This is a genomic window from Bacillus sp. B1-WWTP-T-0.5-Post-4 (assembly GCF_009183795.1).
Lineage (GTDB): Bacteria > Bacillota > Bacilli > Bacillales > Bacillaceae_G > Bacillus_A > Bacillus_A cereus.
The window spans coordinates 433,590-458,805 of the sequence record NZ_WEIJ01000003.1 but is presented as its reverse complement, the minus strand read 5'-3'; the positions used below and the strand labels follow the sequence as shown (position 1 = coordinate 458,805).

The window sequence follows — 25,216 nt, the reverse complement described above, 5'->3', positions numbered from 1 at the left end:
AAGCAAGAATAGGAAGGTGGTTCACATGACATTACAAGTTCCAACAATATTAATTGGTTTAGGTGGAATCGGTAGTACTGTGACGCATCAAATATATGAAAAACTGCCTGAAGAGCGCCGGAAAAAGGTAGCAATGCACGTATTTGATACAGATGTGAATACATTAAGTAAATTCGATCATATTCGAAAGTTTAAGACACAAACAAGTTCTAGTAAAACGCCTAGGGAGTATATTGCGGGAGATCCAACGATCCCAGAGTGGTTTCCGATGGATCCGACTATACTTGATAAACCATTAACAGAAGGAGCAGGACAGTTACGCGTCATTTCACGTTTAGCGTTACGTGCTGCGATGAAAGAAGATAAATTGACGTCTTTTTGGCAAGAAATCGAGAAGATTTTTCCGGTTACAAGTGATCAAACGGAATATGGTGTGCGTGTCATTATAGTAACATCACTAGCAGGCGGAACAGGTTCAGGGATGTTTCTGCAAATTGCTTTATATTTACGTGAAATGCTTCGGAAGAAATTGCAGCATCATAACATTTTAATACGCGGTGCGTTTTTAATGCCGGATGTTTTAGTAAAGACGAGAACGGTTAGCGCGAAAGAATTTGAAACGGTGCAAGCAAATGGCTATGCATCGTTAAAAGAATTACATGCTATTACGCTCGGGTCTACTGGAGAATTATCAAAACGCGGCGGTGTAACAATTGAATTAGAGTATCGCCCTGATCAAGTAGATGAAGACGGAAGAACGAATCATACAATTAAACAACATCATTTACCGTACAATTATTGTTTCTTATACGATTACGAAAACCTACATGGACACCATTTACACAATTTATCAGACTATATGGAACAGATGGCAAATACAATTTATTTACAGTTATTTAGCCCGATGTCCACAAGTCATTTTGCACAGGAAGACAATCAAATTCAGCAATTAGCAGAATCAAGCGGAAAAGGACGATATTGCGGGGCAGGAACGGCAAAACTCATTTATCCATATGAACATGTGTTAAAATATTGTGCTTTAAAATGGGCTGTGCAAGGTTTAGATGAATCGTGGCTTCATTTAGATCAACTGTTTCAAGAGAAGAAGCAAAGATACGATCAAGATGTAAAACGTGGGATGCAACGTGAAAAGCCGGAGAGAGGTAAAAGTTATTTAGAGGACTTGGAGCATCTTGCTACCCGTCCAGAGCAAGCTCATATTTTCTATAGACAAATGTACAATGAAACACGTGAAGGAGCAGAGGGTGGTAAGCTCGGAGTTGCGAAATCAAAACTTTTTTTAGAAGCTGTAGAAAGTTATGTACAACGAACGGTGCAAAAAGATGAGGAATTAAATCGTCTGCAACATGAGTGTAAAATTTCAGCTACGAAATTGAAAATGATGGAACAAATGAAGGGTGAAGTGGCAAGAGTGGATCATGCGGTTCGTTTATATGCGTATGCGATTCCGAGCCGGGTACATGAACATGTAACGACACTTTTATATGACATGATTGAATCAGACCGCTTTTCACCAAGTGGCTCTGAAGGGCAGTCCTATCAATTAAATACATGGTTTTTAAAGAAAACAGATCCCGTTCACCCAGTAGCAGCACGTTTTATGTTATATGAAATTCGAAAGCAGTTAGTAGAAAAAATGAATCGACTACATGAAAATAATGAACAAAAGCGTAATGTAATTCAAAATTACGATAAAAAATTTAATGTGGGTAATATTGATGGAACGGTAACGGCTGTACGCCGAGTAGAAATTGCTCAACAACAAGGCTGGTTCGGAAAAATGATTAATAATCAGCAACGTTTATTCAAAAGAGAATTTGAAGACATCGTAACGCAATATGTACACAAATTAAATGAATATCGAAAAGAAATGCTATTAGAACTTGTATATCAATCGCTATATCAAGCAGTTAATAAAATGATTCAATATTGGGAAAGATTTTTTGATAATTTACATGAAACACGTGAAAATTTACTGTTTGAAATCCAAAAGCGCAGTAAGGAATTTGAAGGGAAAACAAACCCGACGAATGTATATGTATTAGCTGAGGAACAGCTGCAAGAAAAGATATGGCAAGATATGCAGCAACATTTAAATTTAGGTGTACTACCGAAAGATATATCAGCGGAAATTTATATGAGTTTGTACGGGGAATACTGTCGTGATGCGAAAACAGAAGAGATTCAGTCGAAAAAGGTAGAGGATTTCTACCGAGAACATATACTGAGCTATTGTTATGACGAACTGCAAGTACGCTATCGTGATAAATTAGAACTGAATATTATTGAAGCGTTGCGAAAAGAAGCAGATTATAAGAAACGTGATCGCGATGAATACGTTCGTGAAAAAATTGAAGACCTGTTCCATTTAGCGAGTCCATTCGTTCCGAAAGTTGCTCATCATAGGGAATTACAATATTGGGGTATACATCCTTCTTTAAAGAAAGAGTTGCAAGAGGAATTAATTCAAGAAATGTTTAAAGAAAAAGATACAGTACATGAAGCCTTTTCGCCATTTGAAGTGATCTGTTATCGAGCGCATTACGGCTTATCGCTGCAAGACTTTCCTAAATTATCATCAGGACATATTTCAAATGGATTTATGAATGATAAAGGTGACTATTTCCAATCGTATTATCGCCGTGTAAACAAATTAAATAGTAAAAAATCTAGTTTAACGCCGCATTTAGATAAGTATTGGCATTTACCAGCCTTTATGCCAGATTTAAACGCGACTCAAACAAAATTAGATTATGATAAATGTAATCGTGCATTACTATACGCATATATGTATCGCTGGATTAGTTTAGTTGCTGTTGATGGACAGTTTGTGTATCAATATAACGGTGTAGGACGTAGCTTTTTAATTCAGTCGATGGGGAAAAATATTTCAAGCGAAAGTTATAAATTACACAGAGCGTTGCTTCATAATCCGTTTATTTATGAAAACATCTTGTCACGATTTGAAGAAGAGCAAGAAAAGGCGATGATACAAGGTGGACATTTATATACACATCCGTTCGTATTAGGAGCCCAAGATGTAAGATGGCTTAGAAAAGAACATGTCCACAATCTTTTAGATATGATTTTAATGTATGACCGTGAAGCGAAGTATGATCCGACGTTAGAAGAAACATCAGATGAATTATTAAGACTATTCCTTGATGAAATCGAGTTGTATTTCCAGAACTATTACGGTACAGGTGCCGATATGGTGGCAAAGAAAGAGAAAGAAATGTTTATTAAACAATTGTGGGATCGCTCGCATGCAAAAGGATATGTAGATCCAAATAGCGCTCCGTATAAAAAATGGCAAAATTTATTAGGTGTTCAAGATGAAGAAGAAACGTCAAAAACGAATGTATAATGAATGAAAAGGGAATCCTTAAAAGTGGCAATACAACTTTAGAAAAGAGGGATTCTGATGCCGTTTTTAGGAAGTGTATATCAAATATTTGGGTTATATCCGGAACTTTATTATGGGATGATTTCAGCGGAGCTGCAAGAGGAAGCTCAGAAGGAGCATCTTGAAAATAGTAGTGCAGAAGCTGAAGCGGAAGAATAAAAAAAGTGCAGATGAAAATCTGCACTTTTTTGTTAGTATTAAAATGGTAAAATAACCTCAAATGAGTTATTATTTTTAAATAATAACTCATTTGAGGTTATTATGATTTTCATTGCATTGTATGCAATGAAAATTGTATGAAAATCAATGTAATAAAATGTGTATGAATATTAAGGTGGAAAACAACAATGTTTTTGAGAAAATAATTATGTATAAAAATAACATTTGATACATAATCAACCGATTATTTTTGATTGATTTATTATTGACAATATAATTAATTGTATGATAAATTCAATCAGCATTCTTAATGGTTTTTTTGTACCATTAATATTTTGAAAATTCAATATGCTATAAGGGAATTGATTTTTCTGTTTTTTTGAGGTGGGTTACTAAGTCTATAAGGGAAGTGAACTATGTATATTTTTATTTTTAAAATAGAACAGTAATAAAGAATGTAACAAGTAAGAGATAAACTTGAAAAAGAGGTTTCAAAGAATGAGTCTTTTCATAAAGAAAGCAATGGATGAAGAAAAGAAAAAAGTATTGAATCAAACTTTAGGAGCGATTGATTTAACTCTTTTAGGTATTGGAGCAATTATTGGTACAGGTATTTTCGTATTAACTGGTATTGTAGCAGCGAAACATGCTGGTCCGGCGATTGTATTATCTTTTGTATTAGCGGCAATTATATGTGCATGTGTAGCTTTCTGTTATGCTGAATTTGCATCTACAGTTCCAGTTTCGGGAAGTGTATATTCATATACATATATGACACTAGGTGAGATTTTTGCATTTATAGTTGGCTGGTGTGTTATGCTGGAGTATTTATTAGCGACTTCTGCGGTTGCAGCAGGCTGGTCAGCATATTTTCAGTCATTGCTACTAGGTTTTAATATTCACATTCCTACGGTTTTTGCTTCGGCACCAGGAATGGGGAAGGGTGGAATCATTGATTTACCAGCAATTCTTATTATTTTAGTTGTTACATTTTTATTAAGCCGTGGTGCAAAAGAAAGTGCACGAATAAATAATATAATGGTTATTATTAAACTGGCTGTTATTGTAGGATTTATTGTTGTAGGGACACAATATGTAAGACCAGAGAATTGGCAACCATTTCTACCGTTTGGTTTTCACGGTGTGGTAGGAGGCGCTGCTACTGTATTTTTTGCTTTTTTAGGATTTGATGCAGTTGCAACAGCCGCAGAAGAAGTGAAGCGTCCACAACGTAACGTGCCAATTGGGCTACTTGTTTCCTTGTTCATTTGTACGGTTCTATATGTAGGTGTTTCATTCGTGTTAACTGGAATGGTTCCGTTTACGGAATTAAATGTTGCTGATCCGGTTGCATATGCGTTGCGCATTGTAGGAGAAGATAGAATTGCTGGGTTGTTATCGGTGGGAGCGATAGCAGGGCTAACAACAGTTCTGTTAGTAGCTATGTTTGCATTTGTTCGTGTATCTTATTCGATGAGTCGAGATGGATTGTTACCAAAAAGACTTTCAAGTGTCCATAAACGTTTACAAACTCCATTTTTTAATACATGGGTTACAGGTATACTAGCAGCTTTATTAGCGGGATTAGTGGATTTGAATTTATTAGCTAATTTAGTGAATATGGGAACGATAACAGCATTTGTGTTTGTATCTATAGCTGTCATTGTATTAAGAAAGACACATCCTAATATGAAGAGGCCATTCCGTGCTCCTCTAGTACCTTTTTTACCTATCGTTTCGATAGTAAGTTGTATATATTTAGCTTTGAACCTTTCTAAGCTTACTTTAATTAGTTTTGTGGCATGGATTATAGTAGGGGTTTTCATATATTTTGTATATGCTAAAAAACATAGTAATGTTAGAAATAGAAATAAAGTATAGTCCATTGAAATAATACTTGTAATGGAAATGAAAACACGCTACTTATTCATATAAGAACAAGTAGCGTGTTTTTTCTATTTAATAATCCCATTTTCTAAAATTTTAATAGTTGGTGCCACTTTCACATTAGCTTTTGAAAAGGCACTCGGCCAATCATCTTCGACTTGTTTCCATTCTTTATATTGAAACGCTCTCGCATAATCACCAAATCCGAATGGATCAAGTTGCTGTTTTTGAATGTTGTGGATTAAATCGTTCAAATCTTTGTTTAGTTGTTTTGTAATAAGAGAAGTTAATTTCTTTCTATCTTTGTCTATATCCATATTGAATGTAAGTTCAGAGACAGCAATTTTTAAATCCATTTTAACATGAAATTTGAAGTGGTTATCGCTATAGTCTGTATGGATATCACGATTCATGCTAAGAACATTTATTGTTACGAAATCGCCGCCATCGGTATCTTTTAAATCACTATTACTTTCAACTGAAGTAGAAGGGATTTTCAATGTAAGCGAAACCGGTGTATTCGCTTTCTTTTGTAACAAAAGAAGAAGGGCGCTTTCATAACGATTTAATGACATTTTATAAATTCCGCGAGAAGTTAATAGCGCGGAACCAGTAACGATAACATCCTTTTTACCTTTTTTTATTTCTGAAATAGCAGGTGTTATACCTTTATTAAACGTTTGCCTGTGAAATTCATGGAATGTCGTAAAAACGGTCCGATTGTACAGTTTGTTCGTGTTAATTAAATCTGTTAAATACTCGGGAAGGGCAGGCTTATCTTTAAAGTTATTATATATAACTGAAGAAATTGGACCGTCTACTGCAACCATGCGCATGTTTCCAGTGTTTTTAGGATCACGATACCAAACATCAAGGTAAGGCATAGCCCCTTCTTGTTTTAAAAAAATTGTGCTAAATAAAATGAGCTGTAACTTTTCTGTAGATACTAAACCGCCACTTGAACTATTAAACGTTGCTTTTGCTTCTCGAGGTGTACGTACTTTCGCTTCATGTGTTTCGTACTTTTTTTCTACGTCTTCATTAAAAATAGGATTTACGTGGTACACAATTAATTTTCCTTTTGCTTTTGCGTCAAAGCCGTAAATTAATGAAATCGATTGTTTTTCTAAGTCGAGTCGATCTCCACAGCCTGTTAAAAAGGTTATGAGAAAGTAAAGTATAGTGAAATGAATAAAGCGCCTCATTTAAACTCTTCTCCTTTTCCAATGCTGATAAAGTGTCATGTATAAGAGAAATACGACTGGGAATAGAAAAACGATAAAATAACTTGCAGTTCCCCAAAATTCTCGCAACGAACTTATTTGGTAAGAGGAAGGGATATAAAAGAATAAGATGAAAATACACCCGAATAATAAAACATAAATAGGTAATGAACTGCTTTTTTTGTTAAGTAATTGATTAATTCCATCTGAAGCAGTGAAAATATAAGGAATACAGGAATCAAAAATAATAAAGAGATAAAATGACAAAAAGATAATTTCAAATCGCTCAAGAAATGAGAAGTGAAATGGTGTAACAAGAGAAAGAGTCGGCCATAAAAACTTTGTTATACCATCTGGACTAAAATAAACAAAAGAGACAAACGTGACTTGAAGATAAATAAATAGCGTAATCAAATTTGCAAGAACAATTCCTTTTTTTGCAGATGATTTATTACTGAGATAAGGATAAAGGACAAATGCAAACTCAAATCCGAGAAACGCAATGATAGTTGATTTTACTGTGTTTAAAACTGGTATCCAGCCTTCTTTAAGAAGAGGAAGAAGATAAATCCAATGCCCATCTTTAAGCGGAATAAACAATAGAAAAGGCATCCATAGTGTGAAAAATACAGTGAAAACAGCATAGCGACTTATAATAAGAACGCCTTTACATGCTAGCATTAACATTGGAATAGATAGTAAAATCATAATTAAAAACATTGGAGTTCTAGGTAAAATCCAAATGTGAATAACGTATAAGAGGGAAAAAATTAAGGAAATAGCTGCAAGGACAGCATATAAAATCCAAAAAATCATTCCTACTCTTCCTAGCCACTCCCCAAGATAACGAGTCAGCACATCGAGTAAAGTATATCCAGGATGATTTTCCATAATTTTCACAATACATAAACTGACTAAAGTAGTGAGAGCACATCCAATAATAATAGACATCCAGCCATCTGTATTTGCCCCTTGTGCAACTTCACGCGGAAGTGTAAGGACACCGAATCCTACTTGAACACCACTAATCGTTAAAATGTATTGAAATAAACTAATCTCCCTCTTTGCACGTTTTGTCACTTATTATCCTCCTTTTCCTCAACATCTCTTTGCCGGTTATCTTGTTTTAATTGTAGAGATAGTGGTCGTTTCTTCATAATTTTCCATGGGAAACGTACAAGGGTATCTTTTAAATCCGAAGCAAATAACGGAGAAAAAGGACTACCATAAGGAACACCGAGAGATTCCATAGAAAGTATATGAATAATAATGATTGCCATCCCAACCATAATTCCAATGACGCCAAATAAAGAGGCGGCTATCATCATTGGGAATCGAAGAAGTCGAATTCCTGCTGACATTTCTAAGTTAGGAATAATGAAGGAGGCAACCGCAGTAATTGATACGACGATAACCATAACGTTACTAACAATCCCAGCTTGAACGGCAGCTTGTCCAATTACAATTCCTCCTACGACGCCGATTGTTTGTCCAACAGGCCCAGGAAGCCGAATCGCTGCTTCTCGGAGCATTTCGAGAACTAATTCCATTAATAAAGCTTCTAATATGGGGGGAAAAGGAATTTTGGCTCGAGATTCTCCAATTGTTAACAACAATTTGAGCGGAATCACTTCATAATGGAAGGAAATCATAGCAATATAAAGAGCAGGAGCAAATATTGCAATAAATAGCCCAGTGAAACGAAGAAGTCGTATAAAAGATGGAATCATGGGTCTGAAGCTGTAATCATCTATCGTCTGAAAAAAGGATGAAAAGGTCATAGGTCCTATTAATACGCCTGGTGAGCGATCTACAACAACGGCAATTCGCCCATCTAGAATATGATGTGCTGTTGTGTCAGGGCGTTCAGTTATTGATAATTGCGGAAAGAGAGTAAAGGAATTATCTTCAACAAACCCCTCTAATTCACCAGTAGTAAGAATCGCATCAACTTTTACTGACTCGATACGAGATGCCATTTCTTTTACGACATTTTCGTTCGCAACATCTGCTAGATAAAGCAAAAAAACCTTTGAAGTAGCTCGTTCACCAACAGTGAATTCCTTCACTTTTAATTCGCGATTTGGAATATATCGACGAATAAGTGCAAGGCTGTCGCTCGCTACTTCATTAAATCCTTCGTGTGAGCTTTTTATGGAGCTCTCTGTTGTAGGTTCTTCAATGCTCCTTTTTGGTGCCGCTTGCGTATCAAGCTCTAAAGTGGATAGTTGTCCGTTTATAAATAAAATACTTTTGCCGTGTAAAAGAGATTGTTCAATGTCTGTCCACTGTTGAACTTTTTTAATATTTCCGATAGAAACAGATGCTTCCCAAAAATCGTCTTCATTCCACTCTTTAAATAAGAGAGGACGAAGAATGTTTACGTTAATAACAGTTTTGTCTACAAGTCCTTCCATATATATAAGTGCAGCTTCCTGTCCGTTTTTTAATGGAAAAGTGCGTGTTATTAATTCTGGAATACCGCTAAACATTTTGGACAAGTGCTTTAAATTAAGGGAAAGGGAAGAAGAGATAGATTTATTTAATGCGTAATCAGCTTGCTCTTGGGTAGAAAAAGATTTTTCACCACGAATCCATTTATTAAAAGACCCCATTTGTTCGCTTACTCCTTGTTATGTTTTATCTCGATTGGTGAGGGCTGATGATCAGTGGGGGATGAAGAAAACCCCCCACTGATTAAAGTTTCACTTTATATGGGTTATTATGGATAGTTACAAGCTGATATATGCGTAGTTTAAATTTTATATTGTATATTTTTAACTTTAACGCTATAATTATAGTGTTAAAGATGGAATCGTGATATGACCTGTTATGACTCTATCGTTTTATTTATGAATAAATGGATTGGTATTTTAGCAAGATGTGCTAATAAACTACTCCACCATGATAATAACGTGCCGAAATGCGGTGCGTATATTTTCGTGGTGGAGTTTTTTTATTCTCAAAAAGGGGGAAAGACCATGAATAACAACATGGTTCATATTACAATTGACGGAAAAAAGTATACAGCGGAGCCCGGTTCAACGATATTGGGTGTTATTAATGAGAACGGGATTGAACATCCGCAAATTTGTTACGTGCCAGAAGTAGATCCTATTCAAACATGTGACACTTGTATTGTAGAAGTTGACGGAAAGTTAATGCGATCTTGTTCGACAGTAGTGATGGAAGGTATGAACATTGAACGTGCTTCTGTTCGCGCAAAAGAAGCACAAACAGAGGCGATGGATCGGTTACTAGAAAATCATTTATTATACTGTACAGTATGTGACAACAACAATGGGAACTGTAAACTGCATAATACAGCAGAATTAATGGAAATTGAACATCAAAAATATCCGTATGAACCGAAAGTAGATGTAAGTGAAGTTGATATGACGCATCCGTTTTATCGCTATGATCCTAATCAATGTATTGCATGCGGTCAATGCGTTGAGGTGTGTCAAAACTTACAAGTAAATGAAACGTTATCGATAGACTGGGAAGCGGAACGCCCACGAGTTATTTGGGATGAAGGAGTAAATATTAATGATTCTTCATGCGTTAGCTGTGGTCAATGTGTAACGATTTGTCCTTGTAACGCTTTAATGGAGAAAACGATGCTCGGTGAAGCTGGATTTATGACGGGATTAAAACCAGATATTCTTGAACCGATGGTAGATTTAATTAAAGAAGTTGAGCCTGGATATAGCGGTATTTTTGCGGTATCAGAAGTGGAAGCGGCCATGCGTGATACTCGTACGAAGAAAACGAAAACAGTATGTACATTTTGTGGTGTAGGTTGTTCGTTTGAAGTGTGGACGAAGGGGCGTAAAATTCTTAAAGTACAGCCATCTTCAGATGCACCAGTTAACGCAATTTCCACTTGTGTAAAAGGGAAATTTGGTTGGGATTTCGTAAATTCTAAAGAACGAATAACAAAACCTTTAATTCGTAAAAATGGAACGTTTGTTGAATCTACATGGGAAGAAGCACTGAATGTAGTTGCAAATAAATTAGGCGCTATTAAAGAAGAGTACGGTAAAGGTTCTATCGGATTCATTTCTTCCTCTAAAATTACAAATGAAGACAATTATGTAATTCAAAAATTAGCTCGACAAGTATTTGGAACGAATAATATTGATAACTGCTCACGTTATTGCCAATCACCAGCAACGGATGGTTTGTTCCGTACAATTGGTATGGGCGGTGATGCCGGAACGATTAAAGATATTGCGCAATCTGGTCTTGTTATTATTGTAGGATGTAATCCGACAGAAGGTCATCCTGTTCTAGCTACACGTATTAAACGTGCACATAAATTACACGGACAAAAGTTAATTGTAGCTGATCTTCGTAAAACCGAAATGGCAGAGCGATCAGATGTCTTTATTAGTCCAAAACAAGGAACAGATCAAGTTTGGTTAATGGCTGTTACGAAATATATGATCGATCAAGGTTGGCATGATCAGGAATTCATTAATGAGAATGTAAACTTCTTTGAAGATTTCAAAGAAAGCCTAGAGGAATATACACTTGAATATGCAGAAGAAGTAACAGGCATTTCAAAAGAAACACTTATTCAAATGGCTGAAATGATTCGTGATGCAGATGGTACATGTATCCTTTGGGGTATGGGGGTAACGCAAAATACAGGTGGTTCTGATACTTCCGCTGCAATTTCAAACTTACTTCTTGCAACAGGGAACTATCGTCGTCCAGGAGCAGGTGCATACCCACTTCGAGGCCACAATAACGTACAAGGTGCTTGTGATATGGGGACTTTACCAGGATGGCTTCCAGGATATCAGCACGTTACTAACGAAATGGAACGTGCGAAATTTGAAACTGCTTACGGAGTGAAAATTGATAGTGAACCAGGTCTTAATAATATCGAAATGCTTCACGCAATTGACGAAGGAAAAATGAAAGCAATGTATCTTGTAGGAGAAGATATGGCTCTTGTAGATTCTAATGCAAATCATGTACATGAAGTGTTATCGAGCCTTGATTTCTTCGTTGTGCAAGATGTTTTCCTTTCTAAAACTGCTCAATATGCAGATGTTGTATTACCAGCAGCGCCATCTCTTGAGAAAGAAGGTACTTTCACAAATACAGAGCGCCGTGTCCAAAGATTATATCAAGTTCTTCCTACGCTAGGAGATGCGAAACCAGACTGGTGGATCGTCCAGGAAGTTGCGAATAAACTAGGTGCAAACTGGAATTATAGCCACCCAAGTGAAATCTTTGCTGAGATGGCAAGTTTATCACCATTGTTCTCGCAAGCGAACTATGAAGTGCTTGAAGGATGGAACAGTTTCCATTGGGGAAGTTTTGATGGAACGAATACACCACTTCTGTTCCAAGACGGATTTAACTTCCCAGATAAAAAAGCTCGTTTTGCGATTGCTGACTGGGTACGTCCAGCTGAATTTCCAGCTGAGTTTGACCTTCACATTAACAACGGTCGTATGCTTGAGCATTTCCATGAAGGGAATATGACAAATAAATCAACAGGTATTCAAACGAAAGTACCTGGTGTTTTCGTTGAAATCTCTCCAGACCTTGCAAAAGAACGTGGCGTAAAAACAGGTTCGTTAGTTCGTCTTGTCTCTCCTTTTGGAGCATTAAAATTACGTGCACTCGTTACAGATCGTGTAAAAGCGAATGAGTTATATTTACCGATGAACTCTACAGATAACGAAACGGCAATTAATTTCTTAACAGGTCCTGCTGTGGATGTACGTACGAATACACCTGCGTATAAACAAACAAAAGTACGTATGGAAGTATTAGAAGTTGATGGCGAAAATCCGATGCCAAAAGCGAACCCACGCAATAAAAAACGTCACCCTCAAGCTGGAATTGAGGTACATCGTAAGTGGGCACGTCCAGGGTATGTGCATTTAACGGATAAGTAGGAGGAGAAAACTATGGCTGCACCTATAAAAATGATTCAAAAACAAGAATTAACTGAGGAAGAAATAAAACAGCAAAAGTTAGATGATTTAAAAGAGCTTCTAACTAATAATGAAGAAGCTCTAAATCAGGTGTTTAATATAGTAGGGGAATTAAATGACATTGGAATGCTAGAAGCTGCAAATTCAATGCTAAAAGCGAAAGAACCAATTGCGAAAATTGTTCTAGGTCAAGTAACTCGTGAGCCTGTTACAAATTTAATTAATAATATGATGGGCGCTGCAGGTGCGTTAACTGAACTTGACCCAGAACTTACGAAAAAGCTTATAGGTAGTTTATTAGTCGGGCTAGAAGAAGGTAATGAACATCTAGAAAGTAGTAAAAAAGTAGGGGTATTCGATCTTATGAAAGTATTGAAAGACCCAGATATTAACCGTGCTATCGGGTTTGGGCTTCATTTCTTAAAAGGTATGGGGAAAGGGTTAAAGGACGAATAAACTTCATGAAGTGAACCTTTCCGCCCAAATATTTGTAGGAAATAGTTTGGGCGGAAGGCTCATTTTGGTAAAATATATAATAGAGTAAAATGAGGCTTTTGGGAGGTATAATTGTATGTCAAAAAAAGTACATGAATTTAATGATATGATACGAAAACTTCGAAAGGAACTTTTCGGAAAAGGACCAGAACGAATTCATACTGTTTTTGCGGAAAATATGGCTATAGCGACTCTTTATGGAAACTTAACACCTACTGAAAAATTTATTTCAAGTACGATGGACGGTGCGGAAATGGTTCATATGGCTAGAACGAAAATGATTCAAGAAGTGTATGCTGCGAATTCCCGTGAACATTTGGAGGAACTTGTTGGAGCGAAATTAGTGAATTTGTTTTCAGATATGAAAGTAGAAGAAGATATTGCAGTTTCTGTATTTGTTTTTGATAAAAATATAACGTGAGAGAAGGATACTGATCGTGAAACCGATACAGGTAGAAAGAGAAATCTTTCGTTATGAACAAGGAGCATTTAAACATATAGAGGACAGCATTGTAACAGAGTTTCCTGTCACCATTAAAATGAACGGACAGGAGTTTGTTACAATGGTTAGTACTCCAGAATATATAGAAGATATGGTAATAGGCTTCTTAGCGTCTGAAGGAATCATTCGGAAGTATGAAGATATTGATAGTGTATGGGTGCAGGAGAAAGAAGGATTTGTGCATGTAACAACGACAAAAGTAAATCCGTATTATGAACAAATGCAAAATAAACGCTATATTACGTCTTGTTGTGGTATGAGTAGGCAAGGGTTTGTTTTTGCAAATGATGCACTAAGTGCAAAAAAAATGAAGGGTGTCCATGTACAGGTTGCTGCCGATGATTGTTTTCGGTTAATGAAAGAAATGCAGCAATCTGCGGATACGTTTCATCGTACTGGTGGGGTTCATAATGCAACTTTATGTGATGTGAATGGTATTATTTTAAGCCGAATGGATATTGGTAGGCATAATGCACTAGACAAAATTTACGGTTATTGTTTAAGAAACGATATTTCTATAAAAGATAAAATCATTGTTTTTAGTGGTCGTATTTCTTCGGAAATATTATTGAAAGTTGCAAAAATCGGTTGTGAAATTATACTATCAAAATCAGCTCCAACTGAGTTAGCTTTGCAACTAGCGGAAGATTTAGGTATTACGACAATAGGATTTATTCGTAATCACTCCTTAAATGTATATACCCATCCAGAACGTGTTTTAAATATAAAATAAAAGTGAGGCAATGAAGATGAAATCAGTTACATTAGACAAGTTGCAACGTCCGTTAAAGGATTTACGTATTTCAGTTACTGATCGCTGTAATTTTCGCTGCCGATATTGTATGCCAGAAGAAATATTTGGTCCTGATTACTCGTTTTTGTCTAATGATAAAATTTTATCTTTTGATGAAATTGAAAGGATAACACGTATTTTCGTTTCTTTAGGTGTGAGAAAATTACGGATTACAGGCGGAGAACCGTTACTTCGAAGAGGGCTTCCAAAGCTTATTGAGCGCCTTAATAAAATTGATGGTGTAGAAGATATCGGTTTAACAACCAATGGATCGTTACTTAAAAAGTTTGCTCCTGATTTATATAAGGCGGGACTATCACGTGTAACAGTTAGCTTAGATTCCTTAGAAGAAGAGCGGTTTTTCTATTTAAATGGTAATAGGAGCAAAGTGCAAAGGGTTCTGGAAGGAATACAGGCTGCAGCTGAAGTTGGAATGAAAATTAAAATAAACATGGTCGTTCAAAAGGGAAAAAACGAACAGGACATTTTGCAGATGGCGCAATATTTTAAGGAAAATAAGCATATTCTTCGTTTTATTGAGTATATGGATGTTGGAAATTATAATGGTTGGGATTTAAAAGAGGTCGTCTCTAAACAAGAAATAGTAGATACGATTCATCAAGTTATGCCGTTAGAACGGATAGAAGCAAATTATTCTGGTGAAGTGGCTACTAGGTATCATTATATAGGAAGCGATGAGGAAATAGGTATTATTTCATCAGTAACAGATTCTTTTTGCTCATCATGTACGAGAGCTCGTATTTCTGCAGAAGGAAAATTATATACTTGCTTATTTGCTTCTAAAGGAAGTGATTTAAGAGAATTGCTTCGTTCTGAACATACAGATGAGGACATTACAGATGTAGTACGCGATATATGGAATAATAGGGAAGATCGTTATTCAGATGAACGCTTAAATCATACAAATAAGAAAACAATACCTAAAATTGAAATGTCACATATCGGTGGTTAATATATAAAGCTAGCGTCATAGTGAAAAATGGAAAATTTACAAGAGTTGTGGATTTTCTATTTTATAGTAAAAGTGATGATTGATATCTCTGTAAAAGATGTGCAGAGAAATTAAGCAGCATTCAAAAACCTTTATTTTGAGGAGGTTTTTTGAAGCTGCTTTTTTATTTGGAGAAAATGGAGGAATGGGTAATGGCATTTCATAAGCCGGAACAAATTGCTGAGCTTGTCATTGAGGCCGGTGTTCAAAAAGTAAGACAGACATTGCCAGCGATGCTTATTCTCGGTTTTTTAGGAGGAGCGTTTATTGCGATAGGTTTTTTACTTAACATTCGAGTTTTAGGGAATTTACCTGAGCGCTGGGGAAGTCTAGTGAATGTTTTAGGAGGAGCAGTATTTCCTGTTGGACTCATGCTCGTAGTATTAGCAGGAGGAGAATTAATTACGGGAAATATGATGTCACTGTCTATGGCGCTTTATGCAAAGAAAATTACATTGATAAGTGTACTGAATAACTGGGTTTGGATTACTCTCATGAACTTTATTGGAGCAATTTTCGTTGCGTATTGCTTTGGACATCTTGGCGGATTAACAGAGGGAGAGTATTTAAATAAAACGGTAGCGATAGCGGAAGGGAAGTTACATGAATCATTTGGGAGAACTTTGATTTTAGCAATTGGTTGTAATTGGCTCGTTTGTCTTGCTCTTTGGCTCGCTTACGGGACGAGTGATTTTGTCGGGAAAATCATCGGAATTTGGATTCCAATTATGGCATTTGTAGTGATTGGATTTCAGCAAGTAGTAGCAAATATGTTTGTCATTTCCGCTGTTATTTTTGCTGGTCATCTAACGTGGATGGATCTGGCTAAAAATTTTGTTCCTGTTTTTATCGGAAATGTAATTGGAGGAGCTGGGTTTGTTGGTTTTGCTTACTTTGCTTGTTATCAGAAACAACATTCTAATATGAAATAGAGTTCTTGAGAGGAAGGGTATGTAATGGCTGATCGGTATTCACGACAACAGTTGTTCAAACCAATTGGGAGTAAAGGACAAGAAAAAATTCGAAATAAACATGTGTTAATTGTAGGGGCAGGCGCATTAGGAAGTGCAAGTGCCGAAAGTTTCGTACGTGCAGGTGTTGGCAAGTTGACGATTATCGATCGTGACTACGTTGAATGGAGTAATTTACAAAGGCAACAATTGTACTCTGAACAAGATGCGAGAGAGAAAATGCCGAAAGCAATTGCTGCAAAAAATCGGCTAGAACAAATTAATTCGGAAGTACAAATACATGCTTTCGTAATGGATGCAACTTCAGAAAATATGGAAGGTCTATTAAAAAATGTAGATGTAATCATTGATGCAACAGATAATTTTGATATTCGATTTGTAATAAATGATTTATCACAAAAACATAATATTCCGTGGGTATATGGTTCTTGCGTTGGATCATATGGTATGAGTTATATAATTATTCCGCAAGAGACACCGTGTTTACATTGTATGCTGAAAAATATCCCTGTTACAGGTGTGACGTGTGATACTGCTGGGATTATTAGCCCGACTGTTCAAATCGTCGCAGCATATCAAGTGGCAGAAGCGCTCAAAATTTTAGTGGAAGATTTCTCAGCAATTAGAAAAACATTTTTCATGTTTGATATATGGAGTAATCAAAATCATTTTATAAAATTAGGGAAAATAAAAACAGACGCTTGTCTCTCATGCGGTTTGAATCGAACTTATCCTTATTTATCATACGAAAATCAAACGAAAGCAGCTGTTTTATGCGGAAGAAATACAGTTCAAATTAGAACAGTAGACAATAGGAAATACAATTTTGATGATATAGAAAAAGTATTAAAAAAACTGGGAAAAGTAGATCGGAATCCGTATTTACTATCTTGCCAATTCGATGATTACCGCGTGGTTGTTTTTCGAGATGGTCGTGTTTTTATTCATGGTACAAATGATATTTCGAAAGCGAAACAACTATATTATCGCGTATTCGGTTAATAGAGAGGGTGTCAACAATGGAAAGAAGAGTGCCAATTACGGTTGAAGAAGCTGTTCGTAAAGTGATGGGATTTGCTGATAAAGGCTTAAAGGAGCTATTACCAATTGAATTAGCTTATGGACGTATATTAGCGGAGGATTTAGTAGCTGACCATGATGTACCGTCATTTAATCGTTCGCCGTATGACGGATTTGCTATTCGAGCAGAAGATACTAATTTAGCAAGTTATAAAACGCCAATTGTATTTGAAGTAGTGGGTGAAATTGGTGCAGGATCGCTATTCCATGAGAAAGTAGGTCCGTTTCAAGCAGTTCGAATTATGACGGGAGCACAAATTCCGAATGAGTGTGATGCGGTTGTTATGTTAGAGCTGACTCGTCAATATGAGAAGAATGGCAACAATTATATGGAAGTGAAGCGATCATTCAAAACGGGCGACAATATTTCTTTTCAAGGTGAAGATGCTCGTAAAGGAACGGTTCTTGCAAAGAAAGGATCGTACATTAATCCAGGTATTTCAGCTCTTCTTGCTACATTCGGTTATAGTGAAGTGCCAGTTGCGAGAAAGCCTGTAATTGGACTGTTAGCGACTGGGAGTGAATTGCTTGATGTCGATGATTCATTACAGCCAGGGAAAATCCGAAACAGTAATACGTATATGATATTGTCTCAAATTCGAAGAGCGGGCGGCAGAGTAAAATATTTTGGGAAGTTTAGTGATGATTTTAATACGTGTTTTACAGCTGTGAAAGAAGCGCTTGGCCAAGTAGATATGTTAATTACAACGGGCGGTGTATCAGTAGGAGATTATGATTATTTACCAGCTATTTACGAAAAGTTAGGTGCATCTGTTCTTTTTAATAAAGTTGCAATGCGACCAGGAAGTGTTACGACTGTAGCACAATTAAATGGCAAGTTATTATTTGGTTTATCAGGAAATCCATCCGCTTGTTACGTAGGGTTTGAATTATTCGTAAGACCGTGTATTCGGACGTATATGTTTAGTGAAAAAGTACATTTAAAAAGAGAAAAAGCGTTATTAGGAGAAGATTTTCTAAAACCGAATCCATTTACAAGATTTGTACGAGCAAAATTGCAATATGATGAGGGGAAATTAATCGCTTATCCATCAGGGTTTGATAAATCTAGCTCAGTTTCTTCATTGGCAGAATCAAATGCGTTTATCGTATTGCCGGGCGGGACAAGAGGATATAAAAAAGATATGTTTGTTGATGTTCTATTATTAGAAGATAACGAAGGTAGTGAATGGCCTTGGACATTTCATAAAGTGAGAGGTGGTTCTAATGAGACAAGCGCTATTTGAAATTGTAGATAATCCGATTTTAGTTGAAGAAGTAACGAATAAAGTCGCAAGAAGGGAAGCAGGTGCGATTACAACATTCATTGGTACGGTGAGAGAATTAACAAAAGGAAAACGAACGCTACATTTAGAGTATGAAGCATATAAACCGATGGCAGTAAAACAACTTATGAGAATTGGTGAAGAGATTAGTGAAAGATGGCCGGATGCAAAAGTAGCAATTACGCACCGTGTAGGGCGGCTAGAAATAATGGATATTGCGGTAGTCATTGCAGTTTCATCACCGCATCGTAAAGTAGCTTATGAAGCGAATGAGTACGCGATTGAACGTATAAAACGAATTGTTCCAATTTGGAAAAAAGAATTTTGGGAAGATGGAACGATGTGGATTGGAGATCAACTTGAAAACACACCATATCCAGAAGGAAAACCAAAGAAGGAAGAATGAGAAAATGATTACAATTTTACTGTTTGCAAATTTGCGTGAGGAAGTTGGATCGGATCGATTAGTAATTTCAGAAAAGCAAGAAATGACAGTGCAGCAATTAAAAGAATGGCTCAAAGCCAGCTATTGTTTACAATCGCTGGATAAAGTGATGGTGGCTGTTAATGAAGAGTTTGTAATGAATGAAGAGATGATAAAAGCCGGAGATATAGTCGCATTAATCCCACCCGTTAGCGGGGGATAATAAGCTTTTTCACCAGATGAAGCACCAAGAAAATGTTGTATATAAATTAGAATAAGAGAAGGGATGAGTTCTATGCTTACTCAAGAACAAATAATGAATGCATTAAAACATGTAGAGGATCCAGAGTTACACAAAAGTGTTGTAGAATTAAATATGGTTAGAAATATACAAATGAACGGAACAGAGGTTAAACTTGAAGTAGTACTAACAATCCAAGGTTGTCCGTTAAAAGCAAAAATTCAACAAGATATTGAAGAATCGCTTCACGCAATTGGTGCCTCTAAAGTGGAGGTAACATTTGGCTCTATGACACAAGAAGAACGTGCAGCTTTAACAGAGAAGTTAAAGCGAAATACTAGAACAGAAACTGGTATGCCGAGCATGCTTCGCCCGGATTCAGGAGTACGTTTTATTACTGTAACGAGCGGAAAAGGCGGAGTTGGAAAATCAACGGTGACAATTAATCTTGCAACTGCACTAGCTCGTATGGGCAAAAAAGTGGGGATATTAGATGCAGATATATATGGTTTTAGTATTCCGGCTATGATGGAAACGAATAAGAAACCAACGATGATTGATCAAACGGCAATTCCAGTCATTAGTCACGGTGTTAAAATCATGTCGATGGGATTCTTTACAGAAGGAAATAACCCAGTGATGTGGCGCGGACCGATGCTAAATAAATGGATTCAAAATTTCCTTGCGAATACGCACTGGGGAGAATTAGATTATTTATTACTTGATTTACCACCAGGTACAGGAGATGTTGCGATTGATGTTGCAGCGATGATTCCGCAATCGAAAGAAATAATTGTTACAACTCCGCACAATATAGCTTCATTCGTTGCTTCAAGAGTTGGTGTAATGGCAAAACATACGAAGCATGAGATTTTAGGTATTGTGGAAAATATGGCTTATTATGAAGAACAAGATGGATCGAAAAATTATCTCTTCGGAAAAGGCGGCGGCGAAATGCTTGCAGAACAATTGCAAACAGAAGTAATTGCCAAAATACCTTTTGCGAAACGTGAAGAAAATAATGGTTCATCTGTATATGATGAAGATTCTCTTGTTGGAGAAGTGTTTACATCGTTAGCTGAGGATATTATTTATAGAGGATAGAGGGGGAAGTTTAGTATGGCATGTAACATTGATCATTCTATTGAAGATGTGATGAATAAGCTTGAAAGTCAAAAGAATTTTTTACCTGAAGGGATCTTTAAAGAGTTAAAGAGTTTTTTGCAAGGTATTCATTCGCAGAAATTATTAAATGATGTTTTTCACCTCCTAAAAAAGTATGATTTAGTCAGTGAGGAAGAACGAGAGACGAGAAACGCACAATTGTTGTACATTTTGAATTAAGTACTCTTTGGCTTTAGAATTTTTTCAGAAGGGGTGAATGTGATGGATATGAAAAAGATGATTGAAACGATAGAAGTAACTAGAGTGACTGACGAGGAATTATCGATTTCGAATTTACATCCAAAGCTTGTGAAGATGTATAGTCAAAAAGATAGTGCAGAGTACACGAAGCTATTAAAATATATTTTATCATTATCCGTACAGCTGAATCTGAATCTTGTATTGAAATATTTTGGTGTACGTCCGATTATTGCTGCAGACGAGCGTATGCAATTTCAAGAGATATTTAAATGCTTAGCTAAGAAAGATGAGAATGGGGAATGGTTTCTAAATTTGGTTTCTTTATATGTAGGGCTAATTGTAGTTCTTCATTTTGAGGAGAAAGTGATTGAGAGCAGTTTTTTTGATGATATGGTAGTGGGTGAATGTAATGAAATATAAGATTCTGCTCATAACATTTTTCTATTTAAATGCTTTAATTGCGATTTTAGTTGGTTTTGTAAATATGAAGGTAACTAATTAAGAAAAAGGAATGAACCTAGTTTGATAAAAAGAGTTCTTCAGTTGTTTCCGGCGTTTTTTCGTGTTACCATTAAGCGAATTTTTCATAAGGAGAGAAAGCGATGAAATGGATTTATTTTCTTATTATTAACGTTATAGCTTTTAGCCTTATGGGGCTTGATAAACGAAAAGCAAAGAAGAAACAGTGGAGAACGCCAGAAAGTACGCTGTTTTTATCAGCGGCAGCTGGGGGAGCAGTTGGAGCTTGGATCGGTATGTATATGTTTCATCATAAAACTCATAAAAAGAAATTTGTTTTCGGCATACCGTTACTTGTTGTAATAACGGTATGTTTATTATTCGTTGTATGAGAAATGTCGAAAGAAATGCAGATTGATTATTGGTAAAGTGAGCATGTGAGACCGTATAATGGAGAAAAAATGAGAAGAGGAGAAAAAGGAAGATGGGGAGTCAATCAGCAGAGCAAAAAAAAGGGATACTATATGCGGCTGGTGCTTATACGATGTGGGGAATTCTACCGATTTATTGGAAATGGGTTGAGGAAGTTCCAGCAGATGAAATATTAGCACACCGCATCGTTTGGGCATTTGTTTTTATGTTACTTGTATTAGGTGTTACGAAGAGGTTTCGCCAGTTTATTGGGGAATTTGTGAATCTTTTTAAACGACCTAAATTATTAATGTCATTAACAATAGCTTCAGTCTTGATTAGCGGAAACTGGTTTGTTTACATATGGGCCGTTAATCATAATCATGTTATTGAAGCGAGTCTTGGCTATTATATTAATCCGCTTATTAGTATTTTACTTGGTACAGTCGTTTTAAAGGAAAAGTTAAACTTTTGGCAATATGTTGCAGTTGGTTTAGCAGGAGTAGGGGTTGTCATTTTAACAGTACGTTTCGGATCTATTCCGTGGGTTTCTCTTTCACTTGCCTTTTCATTTGGATTATACGGATTAACAAAAAAACTGTTAAACTATGATGCCACAATTGGACTTACGATGGAAACGATGTTAGTGACGCCGTTTGCAATCATTTATCTTGTTATGACAGGAGCACATGGTTTCGGCTCATTTGGATCTATTTCAATGTTATCAACGTTACTTTTAATAGGAGCAGGTATTGTAACGGCATTACCACTATTTTATTTTGCAAAAGGAGCACAACTTATTCCGCTTTATATGGTGGGATTTTTACAATATATTGCGCCAACAATTAGCTTAATTTTAGGTGTATTTGTATTTGGTGAACATTTCACATCTACACATATGATTGCATTTTTCTGTATATGGGTTGCTTTATTTGTATTCTCGGTAGCGAAGACAAAGTTTTTAGTGCAGAAACAACCGAAATTTATAAAAAATAAATCAGCAAAAGTATCATAATGCGTAGTATTTTCTACGCATTTTTCTTTATACTGATACTATATAGGATTTCCATCATAGCTAGTAGGGAGCTGAGAACGTGGAAACAATTTTACATAATGATCCGCTTATGGCCGCTGTAATTTCATGGTTTTTAGCACAATTAACGAAAGTAGTCTTTAAATTAGTCAAAACGGGTGAATTTGATTTTGCAAAGTTTTTCGCTTCAGGTGGGATGCCGAGTTCTCATGCTTCAACTGTTACAGCACTTGCTACAGGAGTTGGGGTAGTAGAAGGTGTGGAAAGCTCGATGTTTGCGGTTGCTACTATTTTTGCCATTATTGTTATGTATGATGCTTCAGGAGTAAGGCTTGCAGTAAGTAAACAAGCAAAAATATTGAATGAGTTTTTTCACGGTAGACAAACAGAATATAAGAAGTTAAATGAACTTGTTGGGCATACACCGTATGAAGTAGTAGTTGGTGCTTTATTAGGGATTATTGTCGGAGTAGGATATTGTTTATGAGCGGAACATTTTATATGTTCTGCTTTTCTTTGTTTTTATACATATTCAGCTACCTTTTTGAATATCGTTATACGGATTTCGAAAGGGTGGGTGAGTAACTTGTTATTATATGAAAAAGTGCATGAAGAAATAGCGAGAAGAACAACTGCACTTCAAACAATGCAACGGCAAGATGGTACGTGGCAGTTTTGTTTTGAAGGAGCGCCACTAACAGATTGTCATATGATTTTTTTATTAAAATTATTAGGTAGAGATAAAGAGATAGAACCGTTTGTAAAAAGATTAGCATCACTTCAAACAAATGAAGGAACATGGAAATTGTATGAAGATGAAATGGGTGGTAATTTATCTGCTACAATTCAATCTTATGCTGCCTTACTTGCATCGGAAAAATATACAAAAGAAGATGCGAATATGAAGCGAGCGGAAATGTTTATAAATGAGCGCGGTGGGGTAGCGCGTGCTCATTTTATGACGAAGTTTTTATTAGCGATTCATGGAGAATATGAATATCCTTCTCTCTTTCATTTGCCAACACCAATTATGTTTCTGCAGAATGATTCCCCTCTCAGTATTTTTGAACTGAGTAGCTCAGCACGTATTCATTTAATTCCGATGATGTTGTGTTTAAATAAAAGATTTCGAGTAGGGAAAAAGTTATTGCCAAATTTAAATCATATTGCAGGCGGGGGCGGAGAATGGTTTCGGGAGGATCGGTCTCCAGTTTTTCAAACGTTAGTAAGTGACGTGAAGAAAATTATAACGTATCCACTTTCTTTGCATCATAAAGGATATGAGGAAGTAGAACGTTTTATGAAAGAGCGTATTGATGAAAATGGAACATTATATAGTTACGCAACTGCCTCGTTTTATATGATTTATGCTTTACTTGCATTAGGACATTCTATTCACTCACCAATTATTCAGAAGGCTATAATGGGAATCACATCTTATATATGGAAGATGGAGAGAGGGAGCCATTTGCAAAACTCTCCGTCAACTATATGGGATACAGCTTTACTCAGTTATGCTTTGCAAGAAGCTCAAGTTCCGAAAGCAAGTAAAGTGATTCAAAATGCATCAGCGTATTTACTAAGAAAACAGCAAACAAAGAAAGTAGATTGGAGTGTACATGCACCGGATCTCTTCCCAGGTGGTTGGGGCTTTTCGGATGTGAATACGACGATTCCAGATATTGATGATACAACTGCTGCGTTAAGAGCATTGGCGCGAAGTAGAGGGAACGAAAATGTAGACACTGCTTGGAAGCGAGCGGTTAATTGGGTTAAAGGATTGCAAAATAATGATGGTGGTTGGGGGGCTTTTGAAAAAGGGGTAACGAGCCGTATATTAGCAAATTTACCAATCGAAAATGCAAGTGATATGATTACAGATCCTTCTACACCAGATATTACAGGAAGAGTATTAGAATTTTTCGGAACGTATACGCAAAATGAATTGCCCGAGAAACAAAAACAAAGTGCGATAAATTGGTTAATGAATGTACAAGAGGAAAATGGATCGTGGTATGGGAAATGGGGAATTTGTTATATATATGGTACGTGGGCAGTGTTGACTGGTTTACGGTCACTAGGAATACCATCTAGCGATCCATCAGTGAAACGAGCAGCTTTATGGCTTGAACATATACAGCATGAAGATGGTGGCTGGGGAGAATCTTGCCAAAGTAGTGTGGAAAAAAGATTTGTTACTTTGCCATTTAGTACACCATCCCAAACAGCATGGGCGTTAGATGCCCTCATTTCTTACTATGATAAAGAAACGCCAGTTATTCGAAAAGGTATTTCATATTTGCTCTCCAACTCTTATATAAATGAAAAATATCCTACTGGAACAGGTTTACCAGGTGGGTTTTATATTCGTTATCATAGTTATGCTCATATATATCCGTTGCTTACTTTGGCTCATTATGCAAAAAAATATAGAAAATAAACCGAGAGATGTCTCTCGGTTTATTTTGTTGGGTAGTAGGTCCCTTTT

23 protein-coding genes are annotated in these 25,216 nt (G+C 36.3%); 20 read left to right on the top strand and 3 right to left on the bottom strand.

What is annotated here, in order from left to right:
* Positions 1–25: 25 nt before the first annotated feature.
* The 3 genes from GBN91_RS12995 (at position 26) to GBN91_RS12985 (ending at position 5,467) form a co-directional block, all read left to right on the top strand.
* A complete protein-coding gene (locus GBN91_RS12995; protein ID WP_000175124.1) occupies positions 26–3,388 on the top strand; it encodes a tubulin-like doman-containing protein in 3,363 nt (1,120 codons plus the stop codon).
* 57 nt (positions 3,389–3,445) lie between these two features.
* A complete protein-coding gene (locus GBN91_RS12990; RefSeq protein ID WP_001116192.1) occupies positions 3,446–3,586 on the top strand; it encodes a hypothetical protein in 141 nt (46 codons plus the stop codon).
* Between the two features lie 498 nt (positions 3,587–4,084).
* A complete protein-coding gene (locus GBN91_RS12985; RefSeq protein ID WP_152121593.1) occupies positions 4,085–5,467 on the top strand; it encodes an APC family permease in 1,383 nt (460 codons plus the stop codon).
* Positions 5,468–5,541: 74 nt separating this feature from the next.
* Here the strand turns inward: GBN91_RS12985 and gerSC are convergent, their stop codons facing one another.
* The 3 genes from gerSC to GBN91_RS12970 are packed head-to-tail and all read right to left on the bottom strand — an operon-like array spanning position 5,542 to position 9,311.
* Positions 5,542–6,678 carry a spore germination protein GerSC gene (gerSC, locus tag GBN91_RS12980; RefSeq protein WP_006928459.1) on the bottom strand — a complete coding sequence of 379 codons (1,137 nt, stop codon included), beginning with the start codon at positions 6,676–6,678 and terminating at the stop codon, positions 5,542–5,544.
* Positions 6,679–7,776: an endospore germination permease gene (locus GBN91_RS12975; RefSeq protein ID WP_000166518.1), complete on the bottom strand. Its 1,098-nt coding sequence runs from the start codon at positions 7,774–7,776 to the stop codon at positions 6,679–6,681. It abuts the gene before it with no gap.
* The gene (locus tag GBN91_RS12970) at positions 7,773–9,311 is read right to left on the bottom strand and encodes a spore germination protein (protein WP_000534516.1); all 1,539 of its coding nucleotides are present in this window, start codon (positions 9,309–9,311) and stop codon (positions 7,773–7,775) included. Before GBN91_RS12970 ends, GBN91_RS12975 begins: the two co-directional genes overlap by 4 nt.
* Before the next feature lie 366 nt (positions 9,312–9,677).
* Between GBN91_RS12970 and fdhF the strand changes: the two genes are divergently transcribed.
* The 17 genes from fdhF to GBN91_RS12885 all read left to right on the top strand — a co-directional run bounded on the left by fdhF (position 9,678) and on the right by GBN91_RS12885 (position 25,168).
* Positions 9,678–12,617, top strand: coding sequence for a formate dehydrogenase subunit alpha (gene fdhF / locus GBN91_RS12965; RefSeq protein WP_001063653.1), 2,940 nt, complete (start codon positions 9,678–9,680; stop codon positions 12,615–12,617).
* Positions 12,618–12,629: 12 nt separating this feature from the next.
* A complete protein-coding gene (locus GBN91_RS12960) occupies positions 12,630–13,112 on the top strand; it encodes a helical membrane plugin domain-containing protein (RefSeq protein ID WP_088361769.1) in 483 nt (160 codons plus the stop codon).
* A 115-nt stretch (positions 13,113–13,227) separates the two neighbouring features.
* Positions 13,228–13,572, top strand: coding sequence for a Na-translocating system protein MpsC family protein (locus GBN91_RS12955; RefSeq protein ID WP_000039582.1), 345 nt, complete (start codon positions 13,228–13,230; stop codon positions 13,570–13,572).
* A 16-nt stretch (positions 13,573–13,588) separates the two neighbouring features.
* Entirely contained in the window at positions 13,589–14,386 is a 798-nt protein-coding gene (gene fdhD, locus GBN91_RS12950; RefSeq protein WP_046392944.1) for a formate dehydrogenase accessory sulfurtransferase FdhD, read from the top strand.
* Between the two features lie 16 nt (positions 14,387–14,402).
* Positions 14,403–15,419, top strand: a complete 1,017-nt coding sequence (gene moaA, locus GBN91_RS12945; RefSeq protein ID WP_046392943.1) for a GTP 3',8-cyclase MoaA — start codon at positions 14,403–14,405, stop codon at positions 15,417–15,419.
* 191 nt (positions 15,420–15,610) lie between these two features.
* Positions 15,611–16,390, top strand: a complete 780-nt coding sequence (locus tag GBN91_RS12940; protein ID WP_000863998.1) for a formate channel — start codon at positions 15,611–15,613, stop codon at positions 16,388–16,390.
* Positions 16,391–16,414: 24 nt separating this feature from the next.
* Positions 16,415–17,431 carry a molybdopterin-synthase adenylyltransferase MoeB gene (locus GBN91_RS12935; RefSeq protein ID WP_000785260.1) on the top strand — a complete coding sequence of 339 codons (1,017 nt, stop codon included), beginning with the start codon at positions 16,415–16,417 and terminating at the stop codon, positions 17,429–17,431.
* A 17-nt stretch (positions 17,432–17,448) separates the two neighbouring features.
* Positions 17,449–18,756: a molybdopterin molybdotransferase MoeA gene (locus tag GBN91_RS12930; RefSeq protein WP_000442201.1), complete on the top strand. Its 1,308-nt coding sequence runs from the start codon at positions 17,449–17,451 to the stop codon at positions 18,754–18,756.
* A complete protein-coding gene (gene moaE / locus GBN91_RS12925; protein ID WP_001248111.1) occupies positions 18,737–19,201 on the top strand; it encodes a molybdopterin synthase catalytic subunit MoaE in 465 nt (154 codons plus the stop codon). Before GBN91_RS12930 ends, moaE begins: the two co-directional genes overlap by 20 nt.
* Before the next feature lie 4 nt (positions 19,202–19,205).
* Complete coding sequence (gene moaD / locus GBN91_RS12920; RefSeq protein ID WP_000628500.1) at positions 19,206–19,442, top strand: molybdopterin converting factor subunit 1; 237 nt, start codon at positions 19,206–19,208, stop codon at positions 19,440–19,442.
* Positions 19,443–19,514: 72 nt separating this feature from the next.
* Positions 19,515–20,564: a P-loop NTPase gene (locus GBN91_RS12915; protein ID WP_061113618.1), complete on the top strand. Its 1,050-nt coding sequence runs from the start codon at positions 19,515–19,517 to the stop codon at positions 20,562–20,564.
* 15 nt (positions 20,565–20,579) lie between these two features.
* Complete coding sequence (locus tag GBN91_RS12910; protein WP_000752375.1) at positions 20,580–20,804, top strand: hypothetical protein; 225 nt, start codon at positions 20,580–20,582, stop codon at positions 20,802–20,804.
* A 42-nt stretch (positions 20,805–20,846) separates the two neighbouring features.
* Positions 20,847–21,245, top strand: a complete 399-nt coding sequence (locus GBN91_RS12905; protein WP_152121592.1) for a nucleoside triphosphate pyrophosphohydrolase family protein — start codon at positions 20,847–20,849, stop codon at positions 21,243–21,245.
* A 182-nt stretch (positions 21,246–21,427) separates the two neighbouring features.
* Positions 21,428–21,676: a DUF1294 domain-containing protein gene (locus GBN91_RS12900; RefSeq protein WP_000871349.1), complete on the top strand. Its 249-nt coding sequence runs from the start codon at positions 21,428–21,430 to the stop codon at positions 21,674–21,676.
* 92 nt (positions 21,677–21,768) lie between these two features.
* Entirely contained in the window at positions 21,769–22,710 is a 942-nt protein-coding gene (gene rarD / locus GBN91_RS12895; RefSeq protein WP_000535541.1) for an EamA family transporter RarD, read from the top strand.
* A gap of 79 nt (positions 22,711–22,789) precedes the next feature.
* Positions 22,790–23,215, top strand: a complete 426-nt coding sequence (locus GBN91_RS12890; RefSeq protein WP_000447822.1) for a divergent PAP2 family protein — start codon at positions 22,790–22,792, stop codon at positions 23,213–23,215.
* A gap of 99 nt (positions 23,216–23,314) precedes the next feature.
* Positions 23,315–25,168, top strand: a complete 1,854-nt coding sequence (locus tag GBN91_RS12885; protein WP_049106831.1) for a terpene cyclase/mutase family protein — start codon at positions 23,315–23,317, stop codon at positions 25,166–25,168.
* Positions 25,169–25,216 lie beyond the last annotated feature (48 nt).

Excerpts from the sequence above, each read along its gene's own strand:
- GBN91_RS12985 (WP_152121593.1), top strand. The coding sequence starts at position 4,085 with ATGAGTCTTTTCATAAAGAAAGCAATGGATGAAGAAAAGAAAAAAGTA.
- gerSC (WP_006928459.1), bottom strand. The coding sequence starts at position 6,678 with ATGAGGCGCTTTATTCATTTCACTATACTTTACTTTCTCATAACCTTT.
- GBN91_RS12970 (WP_000534516.1), bottom strand. The coding sequence starts at position 9,311 with ATGGGGTCTTTTAATAAATGGATTCGTGGTGAAAAATCTTTTTCTACC.
- GBN91_RS12900 (WP_000871349.1), top strand. The coding sequence starts at position 21,428 with ATGAAATGGATTTATTTTCTTATTATTAACGTTATAGCTTTTAGCCTT.
- moaD (WP_000628500.1), top strand. The coding sequence starts at position 19,206 with ATGATTACAATTTTACTGTTTGCAAATTTGCGTGAGGAAGTTGGATCG.
- GBN91_RS12995 (WP_000175124.1), top strand. The coding sequence starts at position 26 with ATGACATTACAAGTTCCAACAATATTAATTGGTTTAGGTGGAATCGGT.
- GBN91_RS12955 (WP_000039582.1), top strand. The coding sequence starts at position 13,228 with ATGTCAAAAAAAGTACATGAATTTAATGATATGATACGAAAACTTCGA.
- GBN91_RS12990 (WP_001116192.1), top strand. The coding sequence starts at position 3,446 with ATGCCGTTTTTAGGAAGTGTATATCAAATATTTGGGTTATATCCGGAA.
- GBN91_RS12935 (WP_000785260.1), top strand. The coding sequence starts at position 16,415 with ATGGCTGATCGGTATTCACGACAACAGTTGTTCAAACCAATTGGGAGT.
- moaE (WP_001248111.1), top strand. The coding sequence starts at position 18,737 with ATGAGACAAGCGCTATTTGAAATTGTAGATAATCCGATTTTAGTTGAA.
- GBN91_RS12960 (WP_088361769.1), top strand. The coding sequence starts at position 12,630 with ATGGCTGCACCTATAAAAATGATTCAAAAACAAGAATTAACTGAGGAA.
- GBN91_RS12915 (WP_061113618.1), top strand. The coding sequence starts at position 19,515 with ATGCTTACTCAAGAACAAATAATGAATGCATTAAAACATGTAGAGGAT.
- GBN91_RS12930 (WP_000442201.1), top strand. The coding sequence starts at position 17,449 with ATGGAAAGAAGAGTGCCAATTACGGTTGAAGAAGCTGTTCGTAAAGTG.
- rarD (WP_000535541.1), top strand. The coding sequence starts at position 21,769 with ATGGGGAGTCAATCAGCAGAGCAAAAAAAAGGGATACTATATGCGGCT.
- GBN91_RS12910 (WP_000752375.1), top strand. The coding sequence starts at position 20,580 with ATGGCATGTAACATTGATCATTCTATTGAAGATGTGATGAATAAGCTT.
- moaA (WP_046392943.1), top strand. The coding sequence starts at position 14,403 with ATGAAATCAGTTACATTAGACAAGTTGCAACGTCCGTTAAAGGATTTA.
- GBN91_RS12940 (WP_000863998.1), top strand. The coding sequence starts at position 15,611 with ATGGCATTTCATAAGCCGGAACAAATTGCTGAGCTTGTCATTGAGGCC.
- fdhF (WP_001063653.1), top strand. The coding sequence starts at position 9,678 with ATGAATAACAACATGGTTCATATTACAATTGACGGAAAAAAGTATACA.
- GBN91_RS12905 (WP_152121592.1), top strand. The coding sequence starts at position 20,847 with ATGGATATGAAAAAGATGATTGAAACGATAGAAGTAACTAGAGTGACT.